The 13,755-nt window shown below is 70.3% G+C and carries 5 protein-coding genes and 1 pseudogene; 3 read left to right on the forward strand and 3 right to left on the reverse strand.

The features are described 5' to 3' along the window. Positions 1-445: 445 nt before the first annotated feature. Together BUS84_RS00755 and BUS84_RS00760 are read right to left on the reverse strand one after the other, a co-directional pair. Positions 446-1,501 (reverse strand): annotated as a pseudogene (locus BUS84_RS00755) (IS701 family transposase); the annotation flags it as partial. 589 nt (positions 1,502-2,090) lie between these two features. Beyond that, the gene (locus tag BUS84_RS00760) at positions 2,091-3,089 is read right to left on the reverse strand and encodes a helix-turn-helix domain-containing protein (protein ID WP_074307872.1); all 999 of its coding nucleotides are present in this window, start codon (positions 3,087-3,089) and stop codon (positions 2,091-2,093) included. Positions 3,090-3,273: 184 nt separating this feature from the next. On the opposite strand from BUS84_RS00760, the gene BUS84_RS38030 reads away from it, so the two are divergent. After that, on the forward strand, positions 3,274-7,560 hold the full coding sequence (locus BUS84_RS38030) for a carboxypeptidase regulatory-like domain-containing protein (protein ID WP_084756979.1): 4,287 nt from the start codon (positions 3,274-3,276) through the stop codon (positions 7,558-7,560). Between the two features lie 477 nt (positions 7,561-8,037). Here BUS84_RS38030 and recD2 read toward each other — a convergent pair whose 3' ends face one another. Next, positions 8,038-10,251, reverse strand: coding sequence for an SF1B family DNA helicase RecD2 (recD2, locus tag BUS84_RS00770; RefSeq protein WP_074311856.1), 2,214 nt, complete (start codon positions 10,249-10,251; stop codon positions 8,038-8,040). A gap of 174 nt (positions 10,252-10,425) precedes the next feature. Between recD2 and BUS84_RS00775 the strand changes: the two genes are divergently transcribed. Together BUS84_RS00775 and BUS84_RS00780 are read left to right on the forward strand one after the other, a co-directional pair. Further along, a complete protein-coding gene (locus BUS84_RS00775; protein ID WP_084757393.1) occupies positions 10,426-10,653 on the forward strand; it encodes a zinc-binding dehydrogenase in 228 nt (75 codons plus the stop codon). A 334-nt stretch (positions 10,654-10,987) separates the two neighbouring features. Beyond that, positions 10,988-13,720: a winged helix-turn-helix domain-containing protein gene (locus BUS84_RS00780; RefSeq protein WP_074307874.1), complete on the forward strand. Its 2,733-nt coding sequence runs from the start codon at positions 10,988-10,990 to the stop codon at positions 13,718-13,720. The last annotated feature ends 35 nt before the right edge of the window (positions 13,721-13,755 follow it).

Below are 13,755 nucleotides of genomic sequence, written 5' to 3' on the forward strand. Positions count from 1 at the left end.
GTAGACCTCGCCTACTACTTCATCGACGACGAGGCCGCCGCCGCATCGCCCGACCGGCTTGCCTTTCTGCTGCACGACACCTGCCCGCTGGCGTCGCCGCACCCGGCTCGGTCTTCAGCCACAGTGTGCCGGTCCGTACCGTCCGACCGGCCCCGCCCGGGCCGGACTCCGTCTACTCGGTCCGCCTGTGCTGGGAATCGTCCGGTACCGACCGGAATCTGGACCTGGCCGGCGCCGTGGTGTTCCCTGGCTTGACCCTGCCGGAACTAGTACTGCAACGGCAGTTATGGCGGGTAGCTGCGGTGGCGGTAGTGGCTGGTGCGGGCTTGGTGTTGGCGTCGGCGTCGCCAGTGTGACCAGGCCCAGATGCGGGCTGGGCAGGGTGGGGTGGTGAGGATCAGGGACACCATGAGTCGGCGGATTTCCGGTACGGTGTAGCCGATCATCATGCCCTCGCCGGTGCCGGTTCCCCTTTTGTTGTAAGGGTTTTGGCGGCGGCGAGCCAGGCGTGAGTGGCCATGGCGAGGGTGATGTGGGCGTGCCAGGCCCGCCAGTCGCGGACCTGGTAGTCGTCCAGGCCGGCTTCTTGTTTGGCTTGCTGGAAGCATTCCTCGATGGCCCACCGGCTGCCCGCGATGCGGGCCAGGTCGATCAGGCGGGTGCGGCGGGGTCCGTAGCAGACGTAGTAGGCGATCTCCCCGGTGGTGATGCTGCTCCGGGCGAGAAGCGAGTGGCCACGGCCGGCCCGCCAGCAGATGCGGATCGGCAGGCGGGCCTAGTCGTAGTCGCGGGGGCCGTGCGCGCCGGCGCCGGCGGACAGCCGGCACCATGCCTGGGCGGGTAGGGCGGCGATCAGCTGGTCGGCGCGGCAGGTGCCCATCGTGGTGGTGATCATGTCGTCGTTGCGGCGGGTGGCCAGCACATAGCCCACGTCTCGCTCTTCCAGCCAGACCCGCAGGCCTTTGACCTGCCCGTAAGCTTCGTCGGCGGTGACCCACCCGACCGGCACCCCGGCGTCCAGGGCCCGGGCCAGCATGGTCTTGGCGATCTGCGGCTTGGTCGCGAACTCGACGTCGTCCGGGATGCCCGCGGCGCGGCACCGCTGGCGGTCGTCGGTCCACACCGCGGGCAGATACAACTGCCGGTCGATCAGCCCGTGACCCTTGACCGTGCGGTAGGCCAGGAACACCCCGACCTGGCAGTTCTCGACCCGGCCGGCGGTGCCGGAGTACTGGCTGGGCCACCCCCGCCGAGCGGACACCCTCTTCAGGAACCCCGTGTCGTCGACGATCAGCACCCCTTGCGGGTCGCCGAGGTGCTCGACCAGGTAGTCCCGCACGTCATCGCGGACCGCCTCGACATCCCAGTCCGCCCACCGCAGCAACCGCTGCATCCCATCCGGCGACACCTCGCCCGCACGCTCGGCCAAGGTCCAGCCGTTCTTTCGCTGCAGCCCAGCGGCCAGCCCGCACAGGTATTGCCGCACCCGAGCCCGTGGCTCCTAGAGGGTGTGCGCCAGTGCTGCGGGCTTGCATGCAGGTGAGCATGCGAAGGGAGGCTTCCACCGCCGTCATCTCTCCGCGATCATTCGCTCGGTCGCAACGAGGGCCGGAAGGATCTGTGTGGCGGTGCCGCGCGTCGTCTGGGGTCATCTTCAGCCGCTGTTGGCACGGCGACGGCGCGCCCGCTGAAGGAGCTCCCGGAGCCAGGCGAGTCCCGGCCAACCCTGGACTCGCCTGGACCTGCTTGAGTTGCTATCAGTCGAGCGAGATGGCACCCAACAGGCGCAACCCCGGTTGGGTATCGGTTCGTGTCGATCATCGGACACCAGTACGTGTGGACATCCGCGCGAGATCAGCTCCCCTCGCGTGGGTCCTCGAGCAGACGCGAAGCACCTGTGCGCACCGGACCCTGGGAGTCGCTGCCACCTGCGCTGACACCACTGCATCCGCGGTGGCGGGGGCATAGGTGAGTTGCGACAGGCCGCGTCCTCGCTGGCACGACGAGCAGCTCGTCGAGGCGCTCGTGCCCACCCCGCGGTCGGTCGCACCACCGCAGCCGGCGCCGCTACTCCTGCCCGCGGATCCGGGTCAAAGCAGGCCGCGCTGGACCGCGCGAACACCGGCCTGGAACCGGCCGGAGGCGTCGAGTTCGTCGAGCAGCGCGGCGATCCGGCGACGGACCGTCCGCGGGCTCACCCCGAGGTGGCGCGCGATCGACTCGTCCTTCATCCCCGCGTTGAGCAGGTCGACGAGTTCGCTCGTGTCGGCGTCGCGGGCCACCGTGACGCCTTGGCGGCCCGACCCGAACCGGATGGGGCTGGCGTGCGACCACAGTTGCTCGAAGATGGCCTGGAGACCGTCGGTCAGCGCGGAACGCGCCGCCACGACCGAAAGGGTTTCCGGCGCGGTCTCTTCGCCAGCGAGGAGCACCACGGCGGTCTCCCGATCGACTACCAGCAACTTCATGGGTACCTGCGGCAGTGTCCGGGCCTCCTCGCCGTTGTCGACCATCCACTGGATACGGGCGACCAGCGCCGGTTCGTCGAGGACCTGGCTGGCGTACAGCGAGCGGAACCGAACGCCTCGGCGCAGCAGATTGAGTTCGGCGTCGCTGACGGGCGTGCTGTTCGGCGCGACGTACGGCGGGGTGTCGATCCCGACCACCTCCGTCCTCGCCGAACCGAGCAGGTCGTGGATGCGGCTCGCGGTCGCCGTGCGCCCCTCGACCACCTCGAACAGTCGTCGTGGTTCGGTGCGCATCAGTCCGGCGGCGAACACCCGTGACAACTCGTACGACGCGGCCTCGAGCCGGTCCAGGGCATGGCGGCGTTCCCGCACCAACGCGGCCAGGCCGGCGAGGGGGTCCACGGCCTGGTAACGGCCGTCGGTCTCGGTATCGCGGCGTATCAGGCCCAACGAGGTCAGACGGTCCAGCGCGGCGTGTACGTGCGCGGTCGAACACCGCAGCGCGTCGGCGTGGGACTCGGCGTCGGCCCTGGGGTCGAGCAGGAGCCGTCGGTACACCTGTTGGTCCAGGTCGGACAGCCCGACCAGGTCCCACGCTCCCCGCTCACCGTTGTCCGTCACAGCGCGAGCATAGGTCCGTGCGTCCGGATCGGGCACCTGGCCGAATCGGGCACCGTTGCGCGCCATCACGCTGTTATTGTCTCGCCGCCGGTGATCTAGGTGCATGAAGAGCATGTGGGATCCCCTCATGACGACGCGTGACCACCGTGACGCTCGGTGCCGGCACGATTGAGGAGGAGCAATCATGTCCCGTCGTCTGTTACGCGCGCTCGCGGTGACCGCCATCGCTGTCAGCACACTGGTCGCCCAAGGTTTTCCCGGTGCCATGGGCGTGGCCCACGCGGCTCCGCTGACCACGACATCCACAGGTTTCGCCACCACCGTGACCGGCCCCGGCCCGTCCAGCGAGTGGCGGCTCGAGCGAGTGTGCAGCGGGCCGGTGCGGGCGGGGTACGCACAGTGCCATTCGATCCGCCGCACCCCGCCCACGGCGTCGACGCAGCCGTCGCCTTCGACGTCCAGGCAGGCCGGCGCCGCCGAAACGGTCTACGGGTACGGGCCGGCCGACCTCGCCTCGGCGTACAACCTCCCCGCCGCGGCGGGTGACGGCGTCACCGTCGCGGTCGTGGCCGCCTTCGACAACCCTACGGCCGAGGCCGACCTCGCGGTCTATCGGGAACACTGGGGCCTGCCCCCGTGCACGACCGACAACGGCTGCTTTAAGAAGATCGACCAGCGCGGCGGCCAGACGTACCCCAGACCAGATGAATCGTGGGCAGGGGAGATCTCGCTCGATCTCGACTCCGTGTCGGCGGTGTGCCCGCGCTGCCACCTCCTGTTGGTCGAGGCCGACACCAACTCAGCCGAAGATCTGGGCCAGGCCGTCGATCAGGCCGTCGCCAGCGGCGCGCACGTGGTGTCGAACTCCTACGGCGGTCCCGAGGACGCCGACGTGAGCTCCACCTACGGGAAGCACTACCGGCACCCGGGGGTGGCGATCGTGGCGTCCTCCGGCGACAACGGGTACGGCATGTCCTTTCCCGCCTCGTCGCCGCACGTGACGGCCATCGGTGGCACCTCGCTCTCCCGCGACGACACCACCGGCCGCGGCTGGACCGAGCAGGTGTGGAACAACTACTCCGGGGCGCCGGGCAGCGGATGTTCTGCGGTGGAATCGAAGCCCTACTTCCAGGCCGATCCCGGATGCGACAAGCGCAGTGTCGCGGACGTGTCCGCCCTCGCCGACCCGCTCAACGGTCTGGCCGTCTACCAGACCTTCGGCGGCTACGGCTGGGCGCAGTACGGGGGCACGAGCCTCGCCGCCCCGATCATCGCCGGCGTGTACGCACTCGCCGGTCAGACGCCGGCCGGCGACATGCCGAACTGGTACCCCTACGCCGCGTCGGCCGGCAGCCTCAACGACATCACCACGGGCAGGAACGGCACCTGCGAGCCGGCGGCGGCGTACCTGTGCACCGCCAGTGAGGGGTTCGACGGCCCGACGGGCCTCGGGACCCCGAACGGTGTCTCCGCATTTCGGGCACCCGGCCCCCACGGCCATGTCGCGGGCACCGTGACCGACGCGAGCAGCCACGCGCCGGTCGCGAACGCCACCGTCACGGTGAGCGGCAGCGGTCGCAGCGTCACCGCCACCACCGATGCCGCCGGGCGGTACTACGTCACCGAACCCGTCGGCACGTTCACCGTGGCGGTCACCGCGTTCGGCTACGTCGACGTGGCCCGTAGCGTCGAGGTCGCCGACGGGCAGACGTCCACGGTGGATTTCGCGCTGCACGCCCAGCCGCTGGTCACGCTCTCCGGCACGGTGAAAGACGGTTCCGGGCACGGCTGGCCGCTGTACGCCACGGTGTCCGCACCCGGCACGCCACTGCCGGCCGTGCGCACCGATCCCTTCACCGGCCGCTACCGCATGCGGGTGCCCGTACAGTCCGCCCTGACCCTGCGCGTACGGGCCGAGCCGGCCGGATACCGGACCGCCGACGCGCCGGTCACCATCGACGCCACCGACGTCGGCCGGGACATCGCGGTGCCCGTGGAGGACGAGATCTGCACGGCCGCCGGCTATCACCACAACTACGCCGGCATGCCCGCCCAACCGTTCGAATCCACCGACGTGCCGGAGGGCTGGCGGGCCGGCAACGCGACAGAGAACGGCGGGTGGGAGTTCAACCGGGGCACGGTGATCCCGCGTACCAACGAGACGACGGGCAGCGGAAACTTCGCCCTCATCGACACCCAGTTCCAGAACCGCAAGGACACCACGCTCACCACACCGCCGGTCGACCTCACCGACGTCGACCATCCCGTCGTTGGGCTGCGCACCCGCTTCGTCGGGTACCTGCCGACGCAGTCGGCCGACGTTGGCGTGTCCATCGACGGCGGTTCCACCTGGTCGACGATCTGGAAGCAGGACGGGCTGGCCATCATCAACGGGCCGCTGGCCCTGCCGATCCCGCAGGCGGCCAACCGCCGCGGGGTGCTGGTGCGGTTCCACTACGCCGGGCAGTTCGCCCGCTACTGGGAACTCGACGACGTCTACGTCGGCAGGCGTACCTGTGACCCGGTGGCCGGCGGGATCGTCGCCGGACGGGTCCTCGACGCGACCACCGGCGACGGCGTCAACGGGGCCACCGTCGCGGCGGTCGCCCACCCGGACGCGCAGGCCAGGTCGGTGGCCACGCCCGACGACGACAACGTCGGCGACGGTTACTTCACCCTGTTCACGCCGGGCGACGGTGACCAGCAGTTCACCGCATCGGCGCGCAACCGGGTCAGCCTCACCCGGTCGGTGCACGTCGCCACCAACACGGTCACCGTGGCCGACTTCTCGCTGGCCGCCGCAGCGCTCACCGTCAGCCCGGCGACGGTGACGCGGAACGTGCGGCTCGGCGAGAGCGGGCAGGCGAAGTTCACCGTCACCAACTCCGGGTCGGCGGAAGCGCACGTCTCCCTCGTGGAGCAGCCCGGCGGCTTCACCCCGCTCGGCGCGCCGCCCGCCGCAGCAGCGGCGGTTCCGGTGCGACGGGTCCCCGGCGTCGCCGCCGGCGGCCGGCGCAGCGCCGGCGGGCAGCGGGCCAGCGCAGCGCCGACCGTCACCTCCCCGCCGGCCATGAGCGCCTCGGCAGCGTCCGGCGGTCCGGCGTGGGCGCCGCTGGCCGACTATCCGGGCGGCCCCATCATGGACAACGCGATGGCCCGCGGCGACGACGGCAAGGTCTACGTCGTCGGTGGCACGCCTGACGGGTACGGACCCACGGCGAAGGGATACGTCTACGACCCGGTCCGGCTGCTGTGGTCGGCACTGCCGGACCTGCCAGTGCCCGTGCAGAAGCCGGTGGCGGCGTTCGTCGCCGGCCGACTTGTCGTCGCCGGCGGCTGGGGACCTCTGGACGCGGTCACCGACGTGCAGATCTACGACCCGGCGACCGGAGCGTGGACGCGCGGCGCGCCGCTGCCCGCACCGCGCGGCGCCGCGGGCAGTGCCGTGCTCGACGGCTTGCTGTACGTGGTCTCCGGCTGCGACGTCGGCGACTGCATGACCGCCACCACCAGCGTCTTCGTGTACGACCCGGTACGCGACCGGTGGAGCAGCAGGGCGAACTACCCGGCCAGCGAGGCGTTCATGTCCTGCGGCGGACTGGCCGGACGGGTCATCTGCGCCGGAGGTGTCGACTTCGGGACCGGCAACGGGTCGGCCGCCGCCTACTCGTACGAGCCGCGCACGGACGTGTGGACCCGCGTCGCCGACCTGCCGACCGGCTGGTGGGGCGCGGCGTCGACGGTCGCCAACGGGCAGCTGCTGCTGAGTGGCGGCGTCGCCGGTGGCATGGGCCCGACGTCGTCCGTCACCAACGAGGGACACGCGTACGATCCGGTGGCCGGCAAATGGCACGCCCTGCCGAACGCACCCGCGCCGTTCTATCGCGGCGCTGCCGTGTGTGGCGTCTACCGGGTCGGCGGGGCGCGGCAACACTTCGAGGCCACGGCGAGCACCCAGGAGCTGCCGGGATACGACATCTGCGGGCCGTCCGGCGACGTGCCGTGGCTCTCCGAGAGCGACAGCGCCTTCACCCTTCGGCCTGGGGAGAGCAAGACCGTGACGCTCAAGCTGGACGCCGGCAACGCGTCAACCGTGGACCAGCCGGGCGACTACAGCGCCGCACTGGCGGTCCGGGTCGACGGCCCAGTGCAGCCCGCACCGGTCCAGGTCACGATGCACGCCGATCCGCCGAAGAGTTGGGGCCGGCTGAGCGGCACGGTCAGCGGTGCCGGGTGTACCGATTCCGTCGGGCCGCTGTCGCGCGTCACCGTCGCGGTTCGGACGAAACGCTCCACCACCACCCTGTGGACCGACGAGGCCGGCAACTGGTCGGTCTGGGTCGACAAGCGGGACAGCCCGATCACGCTGGTCTACTCCAAGGACGGATTCGGCAGTCTGACAAAGAGGGTCAAGGTGCGATCCGGTAGCACGGTCAGCACCGACGTGGTCCTGCAGCCAGCCCACTGCTGAGCCTGTGGGCACGGGCCGGCCAACGCTTCGGCGACGACCGGCCCGTGCCCGTTGGGTGCCTGATGGGTCACGGCGGACTGGGTCATGCCGGCCGCCCCTGCCAGCGCGGGCCTCATCAGCCGGGACCCTGATGACCCCGGCCAACGCGGCGTCGTCGTGTGGGAACCAGGCGAGTAGTTCGGCGGCGTTGGCCAACGTCGTTCGGCCGGTAAGGCCGCCACCTTGTCCCCGTCCGAGGAGGCTGGCGGTCTACGACTGCCGACAAGGTAATCCGCCGCAGTTCCAGCTTCGTTCGCCAGACACGGCGGCAGATGGAGATTGGCGGCTACCTACCGTGCTCGGTGGGTGACATGCAGTTCGCTCCTGTCATGCCTAGCCGGGCCGGCAGCGGCGCGGGTGTGAGCCCCGAATTGGGGGAGCAGGCTGGGGGCAGCAGGGTGCACTGAACGGCCGTGAACTGCGCCCAACGGACTGGTGTCAGGTAAGTCGGTGGTCTAGGGCGGTGTGACGGCGGCCGGCGCCGACGGTGCGGACGGCGGCGGCGAGGGCGCGACGGGAGCCGACGAGGACGACGAGTTTTTTGGCGCGGGTGACGGCGGTGTAGAGCAGGTTGCGTTGCAGCATCATCCACGCGCTGGTGGTCAGCGGGATGACGACGGCGGGGTATTCGGATCCTTGGGAGCGGTGGATGGTCATGGCGTACGCGTGGGCGAGTTCGTCGAGTTCGTCGAAGTCGTAGTCGATGCTCTCGTCCTCGTCGGTGCGCACGGTCAGGGACTGTTCCTCGGTGGACAGGGTGGTGACGACGCCGACGGTGCCGTTGAACACGCCGGCTTGGCCCTTGTCGTAGTTGTTGCGGATCTGGGTGACCTTGTCGCCGATCCGGAACACCCGCCCGCCCATCCGCCGTTCCGGTTGCCCGTCGCGGGTGGGGGTGAGGCGGTGTTGCAGCAGCCCGTTGAGGGCGGCGGCGCCGGCGGGGCCCCGGTGCATGGGGGTGAGGACCTGCACGTCGCGGCGCGGGTCGAGCCCGAACTTGGCGGGGATGCGGGTGCAGGCGACGTCGACGGTGAGGGTGGCGGTGGCGTCGGTGTCGTCGCAGGCGAACAGGAAGAAGTCGGCGAGGCCTTGCAGGAGGGGTGGTTTGCCGGCGTTGATGCGGTGGGCGTTGGTGACGACGCCGGACTGGGCGGCCTGGCGGAAGATCTGCGTGAGCCGGACGCGGGGGATCGTCGGGGCGGCGAGGAGGTCGCGCAGGACTTCGCCGGCGCCGACGGAGGGGAGTTGGTCGACGTCGCCGACGAGGAGCAGGTGCGCGCCGGGTGGGACGGCTTTGACGAGTTTGTTGGCCAGGATGAGGTCGAGCATCGACGCCTCGTCCACGACGAGAAGGTCGACGTCGAGGGGGTTGTCCCGGTCGTAGGCGGGCTCGCCGCCGGGGCGCAGCTGCAGCAGCCGGTGCACGGTGGCCGCGGGATGCCCGGTCAGCTCCGACAGGCGCTTCGCGGCGCGGCCGGTCGGGGCGGCCAGGATGACCTTGGCCTTCTTCGCGGTGGCGAGTTCGACGATGGAGCGGACGGTGAAGCTCTTGCCGCAGCCGGGCCCGCCGGTCAGCACGGCGACCTTGGAGGTGAGCGCGAGCCGGACCGCCTGCTCCTGCTCCGCGGCGAGGTCGGCGCCGGTGCGGGCTTTCAACCATGCCAGGGCTTTGTCCCAGTTGACGTCGGCAAAGTGAGGCAGCCGGTCGGCGTGGACTCCCAGCAGCCGCTGCAGCGATGCGGCCAGGGACTGTTCGGCGCGGTGGAACGGCACCAGGTACACCGCCGGCAGTGGCTCGCCGTCTCCGCCGGGCAGCACCTCGCGGACGACACCCTCCTCGGCGATCAGGTCGTCGAGGCAGCCGGCGACGAGGTCGCCGGGCACGTTCAGGATCTTGGTGGCGTCGGCGACGAGCTGCGGGGCGGGCAGGTAGCAGTGCCCGGAGTCGGTGGCCTTCGACAAGGTGTACTGCAGGCCGGCCTTGACCCGCTGTGGGCTGTCATGCGGGATGCCGACGGCCTGGGCGATGGTGTCGGCGGTCTTGAAGCCGATGCCCCACACGTCGGCCGCCAACCGGTACGGCTCGTTGCGCACCACCGAGATCGAGGCGTCGGCGTACTTCTTGAAGATCCGCACGGCCAGAGACGTGGACACGCCGACGCCCTGGAGGAAGACCATCACCTCCTTGATGGCCTTCTGCTCTTCCCACGCGGCGGTGATCTTCGCCGTGCGCTTCGGGCCCAGGCCGGGCACCTCCACCAGCCGGGCAGGTTTCTCCTCGATGACCCGGAGGGTGTCAAGGCCGAAGTGAGCGACGATCCGCTCGGCGAAGACCGGGCCGATGCCCTTGACCAGGCCGGAGCCGAGGTAACGCTGGATGCCCTGGATGGTGGCGGGCAGCACGGTGGTGTAGGAGTCGACCTCGAACTGCCGCCCGTACTGCGGGTGCGACGACCACCGCCCCTGGAGGCGCAGGCTCTCCCCGGGCTGGGCGCCGAGCAGCGCACCGACCACCGTCAACAGATCGGAACCGCGGTCGGTGGCCACGCGGGCGACGGTGTACCCGGTCTCCTCGTTGACGTAGGTCAACCGCTCCAGCACCGCGTCCAGTACCGCCAGGGGCGGGCGGGCGGGAGCGGTCACGGCCACTATGGTGCCGCCTCCAACGGGTGCGCTGCTACCCGGCGTCGACGTGACTGTGCCGTGTGGCGGTGGCGGCCAGGGGACGGTCAGGTTGCCGGGGTGGTTGCGCGGGCGAGGTAGTGCAGCAGGTCCTGGATCTGGTGATTCTCGGCCTCGGGGGACAGCGGCTCGTTCTCGGGCGGCATGAACCGTCAACTGCGGGGCCTGGCCCTGTCACGGTTCGTGCGCCAGCGAATCACCACCTTCATCGCCAGACAGCGCGCCATCGACCTCGAACGCCTCACCGATCTCCTCGAGGCGGGCAAGCTGACGCCCAGCATCGGCCGAACCTATCCCCTCGAGCAGGTCCCGCAGGCCATGCGCCACCTCGCGGACGGTAAGACACGAGGCAAGGTCGCCATCACCATCTGAGCGCGAACCACGGCACGTCGAAGCACTGCCCACTGGATCGATCTTCCGTACGCCCAAAGCACCCTGTTTCGCTTCGCGGGCGCCATCGGATTCACGTAGCACAGCGTCGCACTCGCCCAGCGAACGACCAACCGTCCGAACGCAGCGGCAACCGGGCGGCCTCGCCACCACCTACCCGCTCAGGCCGGTGGTGGCGAGCCGGCGTTTGCGGTCGGTCTTCAGGCCTTCCCCCTCCGGCTCAACGGCGGTGTAAGCCCTCGAGAGTGCCGTGCGGCACGGCTGGGTGCTCTACTCTCGGGCGCATCCCCGCCGAGGGCCCACGAGGGGAGCTGTGATGGCAAGCCCCCTGGTCGAGACCAAGCTGTACATCCCCAAGCTCCGCCACAGTCTGGTGGCACGCCAGCGACTGAGCGAGCGCCTGAGCCGCGGGGCAGAGTCGCGGCTGACGCTCATCTCCGCCCCCGCCGGCTTCGGCAAGACGACACTGCTGAGCGCGTGGCTGGCCGCCTCAGGCGCTGAGCAACGGTCCGTGGCGTGGCTCTCCCTCGAGGAGAGCGACAGCCAGCCCGGCCTGTTCTGGACCTACGCGATCACCGCCCTGCAGAACGTCGTGCCAGGCGTCGGCGCCGGCGCGCTGCCGCTCCTGCAGTCAGCCCAGACGCCGATCGAGACCGTCCTCGCCACCCTGCTCAACGAGCTCAGCGCCGCGCCGAACGAGATCCACCTGGTGCTCGACGACTACCACCTCGTCGACGGGCCCAACGTCGAGACCGGCATGGTGTTCCTGCTGGAGCACCTCCCGCCACACGTGCACCTGGTGATCAGCAGCCGGGCCGACCCGGCGCTGCCGCTGGCGCGGCTGCGGGCTCGCGGCGAGCTGGTCGAGGTCCGCGCCGCCGAGCTGCGCTTCACCCTGGACGAGGTCACGGACTACCTCAACGAGGTCATCGGGTTGAACCTGACCGCGAACGACATCGCAGCCCTGGAGGGTCGCACGGAGGGGTGGATCGCCGCGCTCCAGCTGGCAGCGCTGTCGATGCAGGGACGAGCCGATGTCGCCGGCTTCATCGCCGGCTTCGCAGGCGATGACCGATACATCGTCGACTACCTGGTCGAGGAGGTTCTGAGGCGCCAACCCGACCATGTCCGGACCTTCCTGGTCCAGACCTCGATCTTGGACCGGTTGAGCGGTCCGCTGTGTGACGCCGTCACCGCGCAGCACGGCGGCAAGGCCATGCTGGAGTCGCTGGACCGCGCCAACCTTTTCGTAGTCCCGCTCGACGACAGCCGCCGGTGGTACCGCTACCACCACCTCTTCGCGGACGTCCTGCAGACGCATCTGCTGAATGAACGCGCCGACGAGGCCGCGGACCTGCACCGCCGCGCGAGCCAGTGGTACGACCAGAACGGTGAGCCGTCGCCCGCAGTTCGCCACGCCCTGGCTGCCGGGGACGTCGAGCGCGCAGCGGGACTGGTCGAGCTGGCGATGCCGGCTCTGCGCCGGGACAGGCAGGATCCCACGATCCGTGGCTGGCTCGACGCCATCCCCGACGAGGTGGTCCGGGTCAGGCCAGTGCTTGCCGTCGGCCTGATCGGCGCGTTGATGTCGGGAGGCGAGTTCGAGGGCATCGAGGATCGACTGCGGGACGCCGAGCAGTTGCTGGACAAACCCCCCACCGACCGCGCGGAGATGGTCGTCGTCGACGAGGAGGAGCTCCTCCGCCTCCCGGGGGTGATCCAGATGTACCGAGCCGCGCTGGCATTGGTTCGAGGCGACACACCCGCCACCATCAGGCACGCCCATCGTGCTATCGACCGGACGGCGGTCGACGACCACCTCACGCGGGCCGGGGCATCGGCCCTCCTGGGGCTCGCGTTCTGGGGCAACGGAGACCTCGAGGCCGCGCATCAGGCCTACTCCGCCTGTGTCGAGGGGATGCGGCGGGTCGGGCACATCTCCGACGTCCTCGGCTGCTCGATCACGCTGGCGGACATCCGCATCACGCAGGGACGCCTCGGGGAGGCGCTGCGCACCTACGAGCAGGCTCTGCAGCTCGCCTCCCACCACGGCGGACCAGTGCTGCGCGGAATGGCGGACATGTACGTGGGGATGAGTCAGATCGCCTGCGAGCGCAACGACCTGGATGCCGCCACCCAGCACCTTCGGCGCAGCCAGGAGCTTGGCGAGCACACCGGGTTGCCGCAGAACCCCTATCGCTGGCGAGTCTCGATGGCCCGGGTCCTGCAGGCCCAGGGCGATCTGCGCGGAGCACTCCAACTGCTCGAGGAGGCACAGCACGTGTACGTGGGTGACTTCTCCCCGAACGTGCGGCCGGTCCCGGCGTTGACGGCACGCCTGCTGGCCGTGCAGGGTCGGATCGGCGAAGCGCTCAGTTGGGCGCGAGAGCAGGGTCTGTCCGTCGACGACGACGTGTCCTACCTGCGGGAGTTCGAGCACGCCACCCTGGCCAGAGTGCTTCTGGCGCAGTACACGGCGCACCGCGCAGGAGCCTCCGCCACCGAGGCGGCCCGACTCCTGGAGCGCCTTCTGACGGCTGCGGAAGCGGGGGAGCGGACGGGAAGCGTCATCGAGATCCTGGTGCTCCAGGCGCTCACCCACCACGCCCGCGGCGACACCCCGGGTGCCCTGGCCCCGCTGGAACGTGCGTTGACCCTGGCCGAACCGGAGGGCTATGTCCGCGTGTTCGCGGGCGAGGGACCACCGATGGTCTCCTTGCTCAAAGCGGTCGCGAAACAGCGGGTCTCCTGGGACTACGTTCGTCGACTCGTGAACGCCTGCGGCCACGCCGGCGAGACCCCGGTCAACCAGCCCCGGCGCCTCACACAGGGCCTCGTAGAGCCCCTCAGCGAACGCGAGCTGGAGGTGCTCCGGCTGCTCGGAACCGACCTGGACGGCCCAGCCATCGCGCGTGAGCTTGTGGTGTCCCTGAACACCCTGCGGACCCACACCAGGAACATCTACGCCAAACTCGGCGTCAACAGCCGACGGGCAGCGGTGCGTCAAGCCGGGAAGCTCAACCTGTTGTCGCGCACCCGCGAGCGGTGACCTCGGCACCACACGCTCCAGGAGCCCGGCCGCGC

The sequence above is a fragment of the Micromonospora cremea genome (genome assembly GCF_900143515.1).
Classification (GTDB): domain Bacteria; phylum Actinomycetota; class Actinomycetes; order Mycobacteriales; family Micromonosporaceae; genus Micromonospora; species Micromonospora cremea.